This is a genomic window from Streptomyces ziwulingensis (assembly GCF_039542605.1).
GTDB classification, from domain to species: domain Bacteria; phylum Actinomycetota; class Actinomycetes; order Streptomycetales; family Streptomycetaceae; genus Streptomyces; species Streptomyces ziwulingensis.
Genome location: NZ_BAABIG010000005.1, coordinates 79,367 through 94,942, shown reverse-complemented (window position 1 = coordinate 94,942; position 15,576 = coordinate 79,367). Strand labels below are relative to the sequence as shown.

The window sequence follows — 15,576 nt, the reverse complement described above, 5'->3', positions numbered from 1 at the left end:
TACCGAATGTCCGAATCGACCTTTCCCCTGCTGACGGCGACGGCGGCGCTCCCGGCCCTCGGGGCCGTCGCCACGGCCGCCGTGCCGGCCGCGAAACGCACCGCGGCCAAATGGCTCGCGCTGCTGTTCTCGCTGGCCACGCTCGTCCTGGCGCTCATCGTCCTGGTCCGATTCGACCCGGACGGCGACCGTTACCAGCTCACCGAGTCGCACTCCTGGATCGCCGACTTCGGCGTCCGCTACGAACTGGGCGTAGACGGCATCGCGGTGGCGCTGATCGCGCTCACCGCCCTGCTGATCCCGTTCATCGTGCTGGCCGGGTGGCACGACGCCGACCCGCTGGAGACCGGCAGCAGCCGGTGGCGGCCGACGCAGGGCTTCTTCGCCCTGATCCTGGCCGTCGAGGCGATGGTGATCATCTCCTTCGAGGCCACCGACGTCTTCCTCTTCTACATCTTCTTCGAAGCCATGCTCATCCCGATGTACTTCCTCATCGGCGGCTTCGGCGACCGGGCCCACGGCGCGTACCGAACCGCCGCCACCGCGACGGAGGCCGAGCGGACGGCCGCCACCCAGCGGTCGTACGCCGCCGTGAAGTTCCTCCTCTACAACCTCGCCGGCGGACTGATCATGCTGGCCGCGGTGATCGGCCTGTACGTGGTCGCCGGCAACTTCTCGCTCGCGGAGATCGCCGCGGCGCGGGCCGACGGCTCGCTCGACATGGCGACGAACACCGAACGCTGGCTGTTCCTCGGCTTCTTCTTCGCCTTCGCGGTGAAGGCGCCGCTGTGGCCGCTGCACACCTGGCTGCCCAACGCCATGCAGGAGTCCACCACCCCGGTCGCCGTGCTGATCACGGCGGTGGTCGACAAGGTGGGAACCTTCGCGATGCTCCGCTTCTGCCTCCAGCTCTTCCCGGAGGCGAGCAAGTGGGCGACACCGGTGATCCTCGTACTGGCGCTGATCAGCATCATCTACGGGGCGCTGCTCGCGGTCGGCCAGCGGGACATCAAGCGGCTGGTGGCGTACGCGTCGATCTCGCACTTCGGCTTCATCGTCATGGGCATCTTCGCGATGACCAGCCAGGGCCAGTCCGGCGCGACGCTCTACATGGTCAACCACGGCATCTCCACCGCCGCGCTGATGCTGGTCGCCGGCTTCCTCATCTCGCGGCGCGGCTCGCGGCTCATCGCCGACTACGGCGGAGTGCAGAAGGTCGCCCCGGTCCTCGCCGGCACCTTCCTGATCGGTGGCCTCGCGACCCTGTCGCTGCCGGGCCTGGCGCCCTTCGTCAGCGAGTTCCTGGTCCTGGTCGGCACGTTCACGCGCTATCCGGTGGTCGGGATCATCGCGACCTTCGGCATCGTGCTGGCCGCGCTGTACACCCTCGTCCTGTACCAGCGGACGATGACCGGCCCGGTGAGACCGGAGGTCGCCGCGATGCCGGACCTGCGGGTACGTGAACTGGTGGTGGTCACGCCGCTGATCGTGCTCCTGGTCTTCCTGGGCGTCTACCCGAAGCCGGTCACGGACATCATCGACCCGGCCGTCAAACAGACCATGTCCGACGTCCATGAGAAGGACCCCCAGCCCGAGGCGGAGGCGGCCAAGTGAGCGCAGCAGCCGTCCACAGCCTGTGGACAACGGCGGCGAGTGCCGCCGAACCGATCGCCGAGATCGACGCGCCGAAGATCGAGTACGGGCAGCTCGCGCCCACCCTGATCGTGCTCGGCGCGGCGGTCATCGGGGTGCTGGTCGAGGCGTTCGTCCCGCGCCGATCGCGCTACTACGCGCAGATGTTCGTCTCGACGGTGGCGCTCACGGCCGGCTTCGCCGCGGTCGTCGCGCTCGCCGCCGACGGCTACGGCACCACCAAGGCGGGCATCGCCGCGATGGGCGCCATCGCCGTCGACGGACCGGCCCTGTTCCTCCAGGGCACGATCCTGCTGGCCGCCCTGGTCGGCCTCTTCACCTTCGCGGAGCGGCGGCTCGACCCGGAGGCGCACGGCAACCGCGTGGACTCCTTCGCCGCGCAGGCCGCGTCCGTGCCGGGCAGCGAGAGCGAGCAGAAGGCGGTGCGGGCCGGATTCGCCACCACCGAGGTCTTCCCGCTGCTGCTCTTCGCCGTCTCCGGCATGCTGGTCTTCCCGGCCGCCAACGACCTGCTGACGCTCTTCGTCGCGCTGGAGGTCCTCTCCCTCCCGCTGTACCTGCTGTGCGCGCTCGCCCGCCGCAAGCGGCTGATGTCGCAGGAGGCCGCGGTCAAGTACTTCCTGCTCGGGGCGTTCGCCTCCGCGTTCACCCTGTTCGGCATCGCCCTGCTCTACGGCTACGCGGGCTCGATGTCCTACGGGACGATCGCGCAGGTCGTGGACGGATCGGCGCGGGAGGTCACCCCGGCGCTCGCCGACACCATGGGCAACGACGCGCTGCTGCTGGTCGGCGGCGCGCTGATCGTCATGGGGCTGCTCTTCAAGGTGGGCGCGGTGCCGTTCCACATGTGGACGCCGGACGTGTACCAGGGCGCGCCGACGCCGGTGACCGGCTTCATGGCGGCGGCGACCAAGGTGGCGGCCTTCGGCGCGCTGCTGCGCCTGCTCTACGTCGTCCTGCCCGGCCTGCGCTGGGACTGGCGGCCGGTGATGTGGGGCGTGGCGATCGTCACCATGCTGGGCGGCGCGATCGTCGCGATCACGCAGACCGACATCAAGCGGCTGCTGGCGTACTCGTCGATCGCCCACGCCGGGTTCATCCTCGCCGGTGTCATCGCGACCACACCGGAGGGCGTCTCCTCGGTCCTCTTCTACCTGGCGGCGTACTCCTTCGTCACGATCGGCGCGTTCGCGGTCGTCACACTGGTCCGCGACCCGGGCGGCGAGGCGACGCACCTGTCGAAGTGGGCGGGGCTCGGCCGCAGGTCGCCACTGGTGGCGGCGGTGTTCGCGGTGTTCCTGCTGGCCTTCGCGGGCATCCCGCTGACCTCGGGCTTCACGGGCAAGTTCGCCGTGTTCAAGGCGGCGGCGGAAGGGGGCGCGGCGCCGCTGGTCGTGATCGGCGTGATCTCCTCGGCGATCGCCGCGTTCTTCTACATCCGGGTGATCGTGCTGATGTTCTTCAGCGAGCCCCGGCCGGAGGGCCCGACGGTCGCCGTGCCGTCGCCGCTGACGATGACGGCGATCGGGGTCGGCGTGGCCGTCACGCTGGTCCTGGGTGTGGCACCGCAGTACTTCCTGGACCTGGCCGGCCAGGCGGGGGTCTTCGTCCGCTGACGAGGCGCCCACGAGACGGAGCGGCCCGGCACACCTTGGGGGGTGCCGGGCCGCTCACCCGCACCGGGCTATGCGCCGCCGCGGCGTGGCCTGATGGGTGAGGTCCAGGTCCAGCGGGAACGGGGCGCTCACCTTCATGCGCTCCCGGAAGATGCCCACGCTGGTGTGGAAGAGGGTCTGCGGATTCGCGAAGACGAGACTGCCGTCGATCAGTTCCGTGTGCGGAGGAAGAGCCGGGAGGCGGTCCAGGCCGTCGGCGGTCCAGCCGCCTTCCGGCGGGGTCGGCCAGGCGGAGGTGGACGCCTTCGGTGTGACGCTCATCAGTGCTCCCATGGGACGGAGTCTCGCGGGTGCGGGCGGACTGCCCGCCGAAAACGGACCGGCTTCCCTCGAACGTGTGAACGGCTTTCGTGTTCCGACGCCGGGCCCGGCCGGGAGACCTGTGGATAACTCGGAGGCTGTCGGTGCGGACCCCTATCGTTGAGGCAGTGGTCGGGACAGGACAGACAGGGCAGGACGTACGGGGGCGAGGACGATGGGCGGGACGGGCGTGATCGGCGAGATGACAGGGACGACGGGGACAGCGGCGGTGGACAGCGAGGCGCTGGCCGTGCTGCGCCGGGTCTTCGGGTACGAGGCTTTCCGCGGCGAGCAGGAAGCGGTCATCGAGCACGTGGTGGCGGGCGGGGACGCCGTCGTGCTCATGCCGACCGGCGGCGGCAAGTCGCTGTGCTACCAGATCCCCTCGCTGGTGCGGCCCGGCACGGGCATCGTGGTCTCGCCGCTGATCGCACTGATGCAGGACCAGGTGGACGCGCTGCGGGCACTCGGCGTGCGCGCCGGGTTCATGAACTCGACGCAGGACTTCGACGAGCGGCGCACGGTGGAGGCCGAGTACCTCGCCGGCGAGCTGGACCTGCTGTACCTGGCGCCCGAGCGGCTCCGCCTGGAGAACACCCTCGACCTGCTCTCCCGGGGAAAGATCGCGGTCTTCGCGATCGACGAGGCGCACTGCGTCTCGCAGTGGGGCCACGACTTCCGGCCCGACTACCTCTCGCTCTCCCTGCTCGGCGAGCGCTGGCCGGACGTCCCCCGCCTCGCGCTCACGGCGACGGCCACGCACGCGACCCACCAGGAGATCACCGAGCGGCTGCACATGCCGGCGGCGCGGCACTTCGTCGCCAGCTTCGACCGGCCCAACATCCAGTACCGGATCGTCTCGAAGACCGACCCCAAGAAGCAGCTCCTGAACTTCCTGCGCGAGGAGCACGCCGGCGACGCGGGCATCGTCTACTGCCTGTCCCGCAACTCGGTCGACAAGACGGCCGAGTTCCTCTCCCGCAACGGCGTGCGGGCGGTGCCGTACCACGCGGGTCTGGACGCGGGCACCCGCGCGGCGCACCAGTCGAGGTTCCTGCGCGAGGACGGCCTGGTGGTCGTGGCGACCATCGCCTTCGGCATGGGCATCGACAAGCCGGACGTGCGGTTCGTCGCCCACCTCGACCTGCCCAAGTCGGTCGAGGGTTACTACCAGGAGACCGGCCGGGCCGGACGCGACGGGCTGCCGTCGACGGCCTGGATGGCCTACGGCCTCAACGACGTCATACAGCAGCGCAAGCTGATCCAGTCCGGTGAGGGCGACGAGGCGTTCCGGCGCCGGGCCCAGTCCCACCTGGACGCGATGCTCGCGCTGTGCGAGACCGTCCGGTGCCGGCGCGGTCAGCTCCTCGCCTACTTCGGCCAGGACCCCGACCGGCCCGGCTGCGGCAACTGCGACACCTGCCTGACCACTCCCGAGACCTGGGACGGCACGGTCGCCGCCCAGAAGGTGCTCTCGACCGTCGTGCGGCTGAAGCGGGAGCGCGGGCAGAAGTTCGGTGCGGGCCAGATCATCGACATCCTGCTGGGCAAGCGGTCCGCCAAGGTGATCCAGTTCGACCACGACCAGCTCTCGGTGTTCGGCATCGGCGAGGATCTGGCCGAGGCCGAGTGGCGCGGTGTCGTGCGGCAGTTGCTGGCGCAGGGGCTGCTCGCGGTCGAGGGGGAGTACGGCACCCTCGTGCTGACCGACGACAGCGCAACCGTGCTGCGGCGGGAGCGGGAGGTGCCGCTGCGCAAGGAACCGAAGAAGCCGGCCGCGGCGGCCCGCGCGTCCGGCGGCGGACGAGGCGAGCGCAAGGCCAGGGCGGCCGCGGCCGAACTGCCGGCGGAACTGCAGCCCGCCTTCGAGGCGCTGCGCGCCTGGCGCGCGGAACAGGCCAGGGAACAGGGCGTCCCCGCGTACGTGATCTTCCATGACGCCACGCTCCGGGAGATCGCCACGGTGTGGCCGACCTCGATGGGGCAGCTCGGTGGCATCAGCGGGGTCGGCGAGAAGAAGCTGACGACGTACGGCGAGGGGGTGCTGGAGGTGCTCGCCGGGCTGGGCGAGCCGCCCGCCGGGACCGCGATCCCCCCGGTCGCCGCGAACACCCCGGCGGCCGCGCCCGCGTCACCCGCCTCCACACCTGCCGCCTCCGCACGACCCGCCGCTACACCACCCGCCTCCGCACCGGATGCCGGTTCCCGTTCTGCTCTGGGGCCGGACGACTGGCCCGAGCACGAGACCGAGCCGGAGCCCGACGACTGGATATGACCGCCCCGGCACCCGGTACGGCCCCGGGCGTCACAGGGCGCGGGTCGCGTACGCCCTGACGTCGGCGTCGGTGTCGCCGGTGGCCGTGGCCAGCGCCGCCCGGGCGTCCGGTGTGGTCGCCGTGTGCCGGGTCAGGGCCAGGACGGCCGCCTTGCGGACATCGGCGTTCGGGTCGGCCAGGGTCTTGGCCAGGGCCGGGACCGCGGTGCCGGGGGCGGCGGCCGACAGCGCGGTGGCCGCGCCGGAGCGGACCTGCCAGACCGGGTCGGCCAGTGCGGCGAGGGCCCGTGCCGCCCACCGGCCCGGGCAGCCCGTCTCCGCGAGGGCCGCGAGGGCCGCGCCGCGGACCAGCGCGTCGGAGTCCTCGGTGAGCAGGTCGAGGCCGGTGCCGGCCGACGGCCCCGCCCGCAGCGTGCCCAGCGCCTTGGCCACGGCGACCCGGACCTCCCGGGACGGGTCCGCGGTGGCCGCCGCGAGCGCCTCGGCCGCGTCCAGCGAGACCAGGGCGCGCACGGCCTCGATCCGGACCGCCGGGTCGGAGTCGGCGAGGGCGGCGGCGAAGGTGCCGGCGCTGCCCAGCCGCAGGATGCGCAGCAGGTCCAGGGCGGTGGCACGGACGACGGGATCGGCCTGGGAGAGCGCCCGGTGCAGGGGGTCGCCCAGTTCCGGTCCGGGCGTCAGCGTGTCGGCGAGTTCCCGCAGGGAGGCCGCGGCGGCGGCCCGCACCTCGCCGGCCGGGTCCGACAGGGCGGCGGCGAGCGCCGGACCGGTGCCGGCGGGCACGGTCTCGGTGAGGACGGTCACCGCGGTGCGCCGCACGGCGGGCTCGGGGTCCGACAGGTAGGGGGCGAGCGCGGCCAGTTCGGGACCGTTCTCGGCCAGCGAGAGGAGTTCCAGCAGGCGGGGCGAGACGGCGGCGACGGGGCCCGCGGTGAGCCGAGGGCCGTCCACCCCGACGGGACCGGGCCCCGGCCCGGCGGCGAGCGGTGCCAGCTCGCGGGCACCGGCCGTCGCGACCTGCTCCGCGTGCACCTCGCCGAGGTGCCGGGAGGGACCGCCGGTCGGCGTGAACTCGTCGACCTCGACCAGATAGGGAGCCACGGGACGGGCCGTGAACTCCATCGCACCGGAGGGGGACTTGTGCAGATCGAGGTGGTGGAACCAGGACACGTCGTCGCGCTCGGGATGGTCGAGACGGTCGTGGTAGAGGCCCCAGCGGGACTCGGTGCGGGCCAGCGAGGCCCGGGCGGCCATCTCCGCGCAGTCGCGGATGAAGTCGACCTCGGCGCAGCGCATCAGCTCGTGCGGGGTGCGCGCGCCCATCGCGGCGATGTCCGCGCGCATCCGCTCGAAGGACTCCAGGGCGAGCGACAGCCGCGCGCCGGACTTCGGCGGGGCCACGTAGTCGTTCACGAAGCGGCGCAGTTTGTACTCGACCTGGGGCTGCGGCGGGCCGTCCGGGTGGCGCAGCGGGCGGTAGACCAGTCCGTGCGCCTCGCGGAGCTGGTCGTGGGGCAGCTCGCCCTCGTACGCGGAGTACTGGGCGGCGTCGGCGCCCGCGAGGTCACCGAAGACGAACGCGCCGATCATGTAGTTGTGCGGCACACAGGCCAGGTCACCGGCGGCGTACAGGCGGGGCACGGTGGTGCGGGCGTGGTCGTCCACCCGTACGCCCGAGGCGGAGTGGCCGCCGCACAGGCCGATCTCGGAGATGTGCATCTCCACGTCGTGGGTGCGGTAGTCGTGGCCGCGGCCCGCGTGGAAGGTCCCCCGGGTGGGGCGCTCGGTGGAGTGCAGGATCGACTCCAGGGCCGAGACGGACTCCTCCGGGAGGTGGCTGAGCTTCAGGTACACCGGACCGCGGTCCCCGGCGACCTCGGCCGCGAACTCGGCCATCATCTGGCCCGACCAGTAGTCGGAGTCGACGAACCGTTCGCCGTGCCGGTTGACCTGGTAGCCGCCGAAGGGGTTGGCGACGTAGGCGCAGGCGGGGCCGTTGTAGTCCTTGATCAGCGGGTTGATCTGGAAGCACTCGATGCCGGTCAGTTCGGCGCCCGCGTGGTAGGCCATGGCGTAGCCGTCACCCGCGTTGGTGGGGTTCTCGTAGGTGCCGTACAGGTAGCCGGAGGCGGGCAGGCCGAGCCGGCCGCAGGCGCCGGTCGCCAGGATCACCGCGCCCGCGCGGACGGTCACGAACCGTCCGGTGCGGGTGTGGAAGCCCGCCGCGCCCACCGCCCGGCCGCCTGCCGTCAGGACCCGGACCGGCATCACCCGGTTCTCGATGCGGATCCGCTCCCGCATCTCGCGCCGCCGCAACTGCCGGTAGAGGACCTTCTTGACGTCCTTGCCCTCCGGCATCGGCAGGACGTACGAACCGGAGCGGTGGACCTGGCGGACGGCGTACTCGCCGTGCTCGTCCTTCTCGAACTTCACCCCGTACGACTCCAGCCGCCGCACCATGGAGAAGCCGCGGGTGGCGGTCTGGCGGACGGTGGACTGGTCGACGATGCCGTCGTTGGCGCGGGTGATCTCCGCGACGTAGTCGTCGGGTTCGGCGCGGCCCGGGATCACCGCGTTGTTGACGCCGTCCATGCCCATGGCGAGCGCGCCGGAGTGCCGGACGTGGGCCTTCTCCAGCAGCAGCACATCGGCGCCCTGCTCGGCGGCGGTCAGCGCGGCCATGGTGCCGGCGGTGCCGCCGCCGATGACGAGGACGTCGCAGGAGAGTTCTTCGGCATCGGTGAGGGCGGGGATCTCCACGACAGGGCCTTTCAGGTACCGAGGGAAGTGAGGACGTCGCGCCGCAGCGCCAGGCGCGTCGGATCGTCGTGCGCCGCGCGGCAACGGGGCCGGGGCACGTCCCGTACGGCGGTCAGCCGGCCGCCGCCGAGGAGGGCGACGCGGTCGCCGAGGAAGAGCGCCTCGTCCACGTCGTGGGTGACGAAGACGACGGTCGCGCCCGTGCCGTGCAACACCTCGACCAGCAGGTCCTGCATGCCGGCCCGGGTCTGGGCGTCGAGGGCGCCGAAGGGTTCGTCCATCAGGACGGCGCGGGGGCGTCCGGCCAGGGCGCGGGCGAGCTGGGCGCGCTGGCGCTGTCCGCCGGAGACCCGGTGCGGCAACTGCCGGGCCTGCGCGGCGAGTCCGACCCGCTCCAGCCAGGCCGTCGCCTGCGTCCGCCGGGCGGCGCGGGCCACGCCCCGGATGGCGAGGGGGAGTTCGACGTTGGCGCGCAGGGTGCGCCAGGGCAGCAGCGCGTCCTCCTGGAAGACCAGCGCGCGGTCGGCGCCCGGTCCTTCGATCGGCCGCCCGTCCTGCTCCGCCGTGCCCGCCAGCGGGGACAGCAGCCCGGCCAGCGTGCGCAGCAGGGTGGACTTGCCGCAGCCGGAGGGGCCGACGACGGTGAGGATCTCACCGGGCCGGACGTCGACGTCCACGCCGGTGAGGGCGGTGGCGTCCGGGCGGCCGAGGGCGGCGGCGCGCAGGTGGAGCCGGGTGCCGTGCGGCGCCGCCGGTGGTCCGGCCGCCGTACGGGCCTCAGTCGCGGACGAGGTGCTGCTCATCGCGTGCCTCCTCGGAAGCGGGACCGGGACCGGGGGTGGTGTGCCGGGCGCCGGCGGCGGCGTCGGCCGCGGGCGCGGTGGTGGGGGCGCCGGCGGCCGTGCGGGCGGGTTTGCCCGGGCGGGGGCGGGGGCCGGGAACGTAGGAGGTGCGGGGGAGCCAGCGGGTCAGGCGGCGGCCGAGGAGTTCCACGGCGGTGGAGGTGAGCCGGCCGAGGACACCGATGGTGGCCATGCCGACGAAGACCCCCGGGTAGTCGACGACCGTGTAGTCCTGCCAGACGACCTTGTAGGTACGGCCGTCGTGGAGGGCGTTCAACCGCTTCTCGAAGGAGCCGAGGGAGCGCAGCAGGGTGCCGGCGGTGACCGTGTTGATGGTCTTGGACTGGTAGCCGACGGTCACGGTGACCGTGGAGCCGTTCCCGGCCCCGGCGTCACCGCCGCAGGCGGCCAGCGGGAGCAGCAGGACGAGGGCGCCGGCGGCGAGCGCCGCGCGTTTCACGGGGGCCGCGGACGGCCTGGGGGACAAGGAGGTCATGGGAGTTCGCGCCTCTCACCGCAGCAGGTAGGGCATGTTGACCGTGACCGCCCCGGTGGGGCAGCGGGCCGCGCACGGGCCGCAGTACCAGCACTCGTCGACGTGCATGTACGCCTTGCCGTTGCTCTCGTCGATGGCGAGGGAGTCGAGCGGGCACATGTCCACGCAGAGCGTGCAGCCGTCGATGCACTTCGACTCGTCGATGGTCACGGGCACGTCGGCCCGCTGGGGCGCCAAGGGCATGGCTGTCTCCAGGAAGATGCGCGGACGGGAAGGGGTCGGGCGGGAAGGGCTGGTACGGAAGGGGTTCGGGCGGGCTGGTCACAGGGAGCGGTGCAGCAGGCCGCTCATCGCGATGCGGTCGCCGCGGAAGCGGATGAACTCCAGGTCGACGGGGCGGCCGTCGGCGAGGTGGGTGAGCCGTTCCAGCATGAGGACGGCGGTGCCGCGCGGGGCTTGGAGCACGGCGGCGGAGTGGGCGTCCGCGGTGACCGCCTCCAGGGTGATCTCGGCGTGGCCGAGCGGTCCGCCGGTGACGGACTCCAGGAGGCGGAAGACGTCGGTGTTCTCCAGGTCGGCGCCGAGCAGGTGGGTGCCGATGTCGAGCGGTACGTAGGTCAGGTCGAGGGAGAGGGGCAGGCCGTTCAGTCGGCGCAGCCGCTCGATGTAGAGGACGTCGGCGCCGGGCGGCACGCGCAGGCGTTCCGCGACCGGAGCGGGGGCCGGGACGGGGACCGTGGTGCGGACCTCGTTGGTGACCCGGCCGTGTTCGTGGAGGGTCTCCGCGAGCCCCATCAGCCGGTCGAGGCCGTGCGGGTACTTGCGGCCCACGATTACGGTGCCGACGCCGGGCTGGCGGGCCACCAGGCCCTCGGCGCGCAGCAGGTCGAGCGCCTGGCGCACGGTGTTGCGGGAGGCCCGGTAGTCGGCGGCGAGGACGTCCTCGTGCGGCAGCGCGCCGCCGGGGAACGCGTCGGTGAGCAGTTGGTGGCGGAGCAGATCGGCGAGTTGCCGGGCCCGGTCGGCACGCAGCCGGCGCCGCGCGCGGTGGGCGGCGACGGTGGTCGCCCCCTGGCCTGCGTGGTCGCGGATGCGGTCGGTGGGTGGCATGCCGGGAACCCTAGCTTTGCGGTAGGGAAAGTGGTGTTGCCGAAGTGTTGCGCCACCGGGAGCGGCCCCGTGCGCACCGTGGACCTGCGGTTCTGTCCATGGTGCCGGGGGCATCCGCCACCTCGGCGGTACCGGTACCGGTACCGGTACCGGCACCCGCATGCGCGCCAGCACCCGCACAGGTGCTGTCGCTGTCGCTGCCGTCGTAGCAGGCGTCGGCGGCCGTCGCCGGCGCCGTCAGGACAGGGCGGTCAGCCCTGGGGCGAAGGTGATCAGCAGGGGCAGCAGGGGGACCAGCGCGGCGGTCGCCGTGGTGAGCGCCCGGTGGCGGCGGTCCAGGCGCGGCCGGGGCGCCAGCAGACGGTCGACGCGCTCGCCGAGGAGGCGGTGGCTGGACGCGCAGGAGAGCACGCCCCGGTGCTGGTTCAGCTCGATCAGCGCCAGTGCCGTGGTGAGGTGGCCGCAGCGGCGGGAGGCGGTGTCGTCGGCGGCGAGTTCCACCAGGCGGTGGGTCTGGTCGCAGAAGTGGGTGAAGAGGGGGAGGCGGGGGAAGCCGGTGGCCAGGGCCGTGGACAGGTGCAGCAGCCAGTCGTGGTGGGCCCGGGCGTGGCCGCGTTCATGGGTCAGGACGGCGTCGACCTGGTGGTCGGTGAGCCGTTGCAGCGCCCCGGTGGTGACGATGAGCTGCGGCGGGCTGCCGGGCATCCACCAGGCGTCCGGGTACTCGTCCTCCAGCACCAGCAGCGGACCGCGGGCGGCCGGCAGGCCGGCGGGCAGGTCGGGGGCGCGCTCCCGGAGGTGCGAGCGGGCCTGGGCGCGCCGGCGCCGCGCCTCGACCAGCTCGCGGCCGAGCATGGCGGTCGTCCAGGCGGCCCCGCAGGCCAGCAGCAGGGTGAGGACCGCCGCCCAGGCCGGTCCGGCGGAGAGGTTGTACGCCGCGGTCACCGCGGGCGGTGCCGGGGCGAAGAGCTGGGCGCGGACGGTGCCGAAGACGGCGGCGGCGCCCAGGGCGAGGGCCGTCAGACAGCACAGCAGGACCGTGGCGACCAGGCACTGCCACACCCACAGCGCGACCACCGGGTCCCGTTCCGGCCAGGCGGCGCGGGTCAGCGTGCGGGGGACCGGCACGGCGGCGGTCAGGGCGACGACGCACAGCAGAAGCAGACTTACGGTCATGCCTCGGGCTCCGGTTCCTGGTCGGACGGGCGGCTCGGCTCGGGGGCGTGCGGGGCTTGCAAGGCGTGCGGGTTGTGCAAGGCGTGCGGGTTGTGCGGGGCGGCGGGAGCGTGAGCGCACCGCGCACACCGCCCGCCGCCAGTATGACGGGGACGGGCGGCGCGAGTCAGGTGCCGGAGACCGTCGGCTACGGCACACCCCCTCCGGCCACCCCCAGCTCCCCGCCCGGATCACCCCCAGCTCCCCGCCCGGATCACCCCAGCCGCCCGCCCGCCGCCCGGATCGAGCCCGCCCCCCTCCCAGATCACCCCCCGACCACCCGCCCCGTCACCTCCCCGAGGCCCACTCGCGTGCCGTCCGGGCCGGGGGCCCATGCCGACAGGGTCACCACGTCGCCGTCCTCCAGGAACGTCCGCTTGCCGTCGGGGAGTTCGAGCGGATCGCGGCCGTTCCAGGTCAGCTCCAGCAGGGAGCCCCGCTGATGGTCCGCCGGACCGCTCACCGTGCCCGAGCCGTACAGGTCGCCGGTGCGCAGGGAGGCGCCGTTGACGGTGAGGTGCGCCAACTGCTGCGCGGCGGTCCAGTACATGGTGGAGAACGGCGGCTCGGAGACGACGTGGCCGTTGAGGGCGACGGAGATCCGCAGGTCGTAACCGCCCGGCTCGTCACCCGTGTCGTCGAGGTACGGCAGCAGGGCGTGGGTCCGCTCCGGCGGCGCGGTCCGCGCCTCCTCCAGGGCGTCCAGCGGCGTGATCCAGGCCGAGACGGAGGTGGCGAAGGACTTGCCGAGGAACGGGCCGAGGGGGACGTACTCCCACGCCTGGACGTCCCGCGCGGACCAGTCGTTGAGCAGGCAGACCCCGAAGACGTGCTCGCGCCAGTCCGCGAGCCGCACCGGGCGGCCCCGCGTGGACGGCACCCCGACGACGAAACCGACCTCGGCCTCGATGTCCAGCCGCACCGACGGCCCGAAGAGGGGCGCCGGGTCGGTGGGCGCCTTGCGCTGCCCCGAGGGACGTACGACGTCCGTGCCCGACACCACCACCGTGCCGGCGCGGCCGTGGTAACCGATCGGCAGATGTTTCCAGTTCGGGGTCAGGGAGTCCGCGGCGTCCGGGCGGAAGATCCGTCCGACGTTCCGGGCGTGGTTCTCCGAGGCGTAGAAATCCACGTAGTCGGCGACCTCGAAGGGCAGGTGCAGGGTCACCGAAGACAGCGGATGGAACAGGGGTTCGAGGGTCTCGCGGTGGGAGGGGACGGTCACCCAGGCGGTCAGCGCGCGCCGCACGTCCGACCAGGCCGTGCGGCCGGCCGCCAGCAGCGGGTTGAGGGTCGGCCGCGCCAGCAGGGAGGCGTACGGCGAACCGAGCGCGTGGGCCGCCGCGCCGGCGTCGAGGACGTGGTCGCCCAGCCGGACGCCCACGGTCCGCTCCTGCGAACCGGGGGTCGAGAACACGCCGTACGGGAGATTGTGCGGGCCGAAGGGGTCGCCCTCGGGGGCGTCGAAGGGGGGCATCGGGTGCTGCCTCGCTCTCGTACTCGCCGTGCGCGGCGGTGCGCCGCTCGGGCCACGAGTGACGTGGCCCGACCACACGTTACGGCCGTCGCCCCGCCGTTGGGCAGAGCGCCGGGCGGCGCCGGGCGCGGCGTGCCCGCGGTGGCGCTCCGCGTCCGTCCGTGCGCGGGAAGTCGTCCACCGGCCGGGCCGCAATCTTGACGGAGCGGTGCGAACAGGGAGACTCTGGGCGGGTGCCGGGAGGTCTCGGGGAGGGGACGTTCCGACGGCACCTCAGGGGGGCGGATGGCCATTGGGGAGGCCGGTCCGGGTCCGGCGCGGTCCGAGGCGTGGGCGGAGCGGCCCGCGCGGATCATGCGCGAGCGACTCGGCCGGGACTGCGTGTACGTACCGTCCTGCCGTTTCGGCCTGTACGTGGCCCTGCGGCACTGGTGCCCGCCGGGCGGACGGGTGCTGATGTCGCCGGTCAACGACGACGTCATCTTCTTCGTCGTCCTGGCGGCCGGGCTGCGCCCGGTGCAGGCACCGCTGAACCCGCGCGACGCGTCCCTCGACATCGATGCCGTGCCCGAGGAGGTGTGGGGCACGCTCTCCGCCGTCCTGACGACGAACCTGTACGGGAACCCCGACCCGGCACCCGAACTGCGCGCCAGATGTGACGCGTCGGGCATCCCGCTGATCGAGGACGCGGCGCACGCCATCGGCAGCGAGGTCGGCGGCCGGCCGGTCGGAGCGTGGGGCGACGCCTCCGTCTTCAGCCTGTCCAAACACGTCGGCGCCCGGGCCGGCGGCATCCTGACGGTGGCCGACCCCGGCCTGCGGGACGTGCTGGAGGAGGCCCGCGAGGAGCTGCTGTCCCCGCGCCGGGCGACCGCCGAACTCGGCTACGCGGTCCGGCCGTACGCCGAGGCGGCCGTACGGAGACTGGGCCTGCGGCGGGCCGCCTGGGCGACGCTGCGGCTGCTGGGTCTTGCGGAGCGCGAGGGGATCCGGATGCCGCTGCGGCCGCGGGAACTGGCCCGCGCGGCCGCCGCCCCCGGCCTCAAGGCGTACGACCCCTGGGTCCGCGTCGACATGCACGACTACCGCCTGCGCGGCGGACGGTTCCGGCTCGCCCGCGTCGGCCGCGCGCTCGACCGGCTCGACGAGGTGCTCACCGCCTGCCGCGCGGGGACGGAACTGCTGCTGTCGACGCGCTGGGCGGAGCCGGGACACGCGGGCGGGCCGCCGGGCCGGGCGCAGGCGCAGCCGCTGTTCCGGGTGCCGCTGCTCGTCGCGGACCGGGACGCGGCGGCCGCCGCCCTGGTGCGGCGCGGCATCGTCGTCGGATACCTGTACGACCCGCCGCTGGACGACTACGCGGGCGCGCGGTTCACCGACCTCTCGCCCGCCCCCGAGGCGGCACGCTGGTTCGCGCGGCACGCGCTGCCCGTCGACCCGCTGCGGGCGCGCCCGGCGATCGAGGCCCTGGAGGAGGCCGGAGTACGGCCGGCCGAGGCGCCGCGGCGCCCCGCCCGGCCGGGGCCGTCACCGGAAGGACCGAATCCGTCCCGTGGCTGACACGCACGCCGACACACACGCCGACACGCAGGCGGACACGCACACCGACACACAGGCGGACACGCAGGCGGACAGCCAGCCCGAGGGAGAGGCGACGGCGACGGTGACGTCGTCCGCGGGCGGAGGCACGGGCGGGGGCACGGGCGGAGGCGCGGGCGGGGGTGGTGGTGAGGGTGGTGGTGCGGGCGGGCGTGGTGACGGCCGGACGGCCG

At 73.5% G+C, this 15,576-nt stretch carries 10 protein-coding genes and 3 pseudogenes; 4 read left to right on the top strand and 9 right to left on the bottom strand.

The window, feature by feature from the left end:
- The first annotated feature begins 6 nt into the window (after positions 1-6).
- Both ABEB00_RS02405 and nuoN read left to right on the top strand, forming a co-directional pair.
- Positions 7-1,614, top strand: a complete 1,608-nt coding sequence (locus ABEB00_RS02405) for an NADH-quinone oxidoreductase subunit M (protein WP_345617107.1) — start codon at positions 7-9, stop codon at positions 1,612-1,614.
- Positions 1,611-3,269, top strand: a complete 1,659-nt coding sequence (gene nuoN / locus ABEB00_RS02400) for an NADH-quinone oxidoreductase subunit NuoN (RefSeq protein WP_345617106.1) — start codon at positions 1,611-1,613, stop codon at positions 3,267-3,269. Before ABEB00_RS02405 ends, nuoN begins: the two co-directional genes overlap by 4 nt.
- A gap of 161 nt (positions 3,270-3,430) precedes the next feature.
- Here the strand turns inward: nuoN and ABEB00_RS02395 are convergent.
- Positions 3,431-3,590 (bottom strand): annotated as a pseudogene (locus tag ABEB00_RS02395) (Uma2 family endonuclease); the annotation flags it as partial.
- Between the two features lie 214 nt (positions 3,591-3,804).
- On the opposite strand from ABEB00_RS02395, the gene recQ reads away from it, so the two are divergent.
- Positions 3,805-5,904, top strand: a complete 2,100-nt coding sequence (gene recQ, locus ABEB00_RS02390) for a DNA helicase RecQ (RefSeq protein WP_345617105.1) — start codon at positions 3,805-3,807, stop codon at positions 5,902-5,904.
- 30 nt (positions 5,905-5,934) lie between these two features.
- Here recQ and ABEB00_RS02385 read toward each other — a convergent pair whose 3' ends face one another.
- The 8 genes and pseudogenes from ABEB00_RS02385 to fahA form a co-directional block, all read right to left on the bottom strand.
- Positions 5,935-8,664 (bottom strand): fumarate reductase/succinate dehydrogenase flavoprotein subunit, encoded by a 2,730-nt coding sequence (locus ABEB00_RS02385; protein WP_425586417.1) that lies wholly within the window; start codon positions 8,662-8,664, stop codon positions 5,935-5,937.
- Positions 8,665-8,675: 11 nt separating this feature from the next.
- Positions 8,676-9,467, bottom strand: a complete 792-nt coding sequence (locus ABEB00_RS02380; protein ID WP_345617104.1) for an ABC transporter ATP-binding protein — start codon at positions 9,465-9,467, stop codon at positions 8,676-8,678.
- Positions 9,442-9,744: pseudogene (locus ABEB00_RS02375) on the bottom strand (ABC transporter permease); the annotation flags it as partial. The pseudogene ABEB00_RS02375 and the gene ABEB00_RS02380, both read right to left, overlap by 26 nt.
- Positions 9,733-9,966: pseudogene (locus ABEB00_RS02370) on the bottom strand (ABC transporter substrate-binding protein); the annotation flags it as partial. The pseudogenes ABEB00_RS02370 and ABEB00_RS02375, both read right to left, overlap by 12 nt.
- A 51-nt stretch (positions 9,967-10,017) precedes the next feature.
- Positions 10,018-10,245, bottom strand: coding sequence for a 4Fe-4S dicluster domain-containing protein (locus ABEB00_RS02365; protein WP_010986276.1), 228 nt, complete (start codon positions 10,243-10,245; stop codon positions 10,018-10,020).
- 78 nt (positions 10,246-10,323) lie between these two features.
- The gene (locus tag ABEB00_RS02360; RefSeq protein ID WP_345617103.1) at positions 10,324-11,112 is read right to left on the bottom strand and encodes a GntR family transcriptional regulator; all 789 of its coding nucleotides are present in this window, start codon (positions 11,110-11,112) and stop codon (positions 10,324-10,326) included.
- 237 nt (positions 11,113-11,349) lie between these two features.
- A complete protein-coding gene (locus ABEB00_RS02355) occupies positions 11,350-12,288 on the bottom strand; it encodes a M56 family metallopeptidase (protein ID WP_345617101.1) in 939 nt (312 codons plus the stop codon).
- Positions 12,289-12,592: 304 nt separating this feature from the next.
- Complete coding sequence (gene fahA / locus ABEB00_RS02350; protein ID WP_345617099.1) at positions 12,593-13,804, bottom strand: fumarylacetoacetase; 1,212 nt, start codon at positions 13,802-13,804, stop codon at positions 12,593-12,595.
- 354 nt (positions 13,805-14,158) lie between these two features.
- On the opposite strand from fahA, the gene ABEB00_RS02345 reads away from it, so the two are divergent.
- Positions 14,159-15,364 carry a DegT/DnrJ/EryC1/StrS family aminotransferase gene (locus tag ABEB00_RS02345; protein WP_345617228.1) on the top strand — a complete coding sequence of 402 codons (1,206 nt, stop codon included), beginning with the start codon at positions 14,159-14,161 and terminating at the stop codon, positions 15,362-15,364.
- Positions 15,365-15,576 lie beyond the last annotated feature (212 nt).

Bases quoted from the DNA above. Each gene is read 5' to 3' on its own strand.
- ABEB00_RS02345 (WP_345617228.1), top strand. From the start codon at position 14,159: ATGCGCGAGCGACTCGGCCGGGACTGCGTGTACGTACCGTCCTGCCGT.
- ABEB00_RS02380 (WP_345617104.1), bottom strand. From the start codon at position 9,467: ATGAGCAGCACCTCGTCCGCGACTGAGGCCCGTACGGCGGCCGGACCA.
- fahA (WP_345617099.1), bottom strand. From the start codon at position 13,804: ATGCCCCCCTTCGACGCCCCCGAGGGCGACCCCTTCGGCCCGCACAAT.
- ABEB00_RS02405 (WP_345617107.1), top strand. From the start codon at position 7: ATGTCCGAATCGACCTTTCCCCTGCTGACGGCGACGGCGGCGCTCCCG.
- ABEB00_RS02355 (WP_345617101.1), bottom strand. From the start codon at position 12,288: ATGACCGTAAGTCTGCTTCTGCTGTGCGTCGTCGCCCTGACCGCCGCC.
- recQ (WP_345617105.1), top strand. From the start codon at position 3,805: ATGGGCGGGACGGGCGTGATCGGCGAGATGACAGGGACGACGGGGACA.
- ABEB00_RS02360 (WP_345617103.1), bottom strand. From the start codon at position 11,112: ATGCCACCCACCGACCGCATCCGCGACCACGCAGGCCAGGGGGCGACC.
- ABEB00_RS02365 (WP_010986276.1), bottom strand. From the start codon at position 10,245: ATGCCCTTGGCGCCCCAGCGGGCCGACGTGCCCGTGACCATCGACGAG.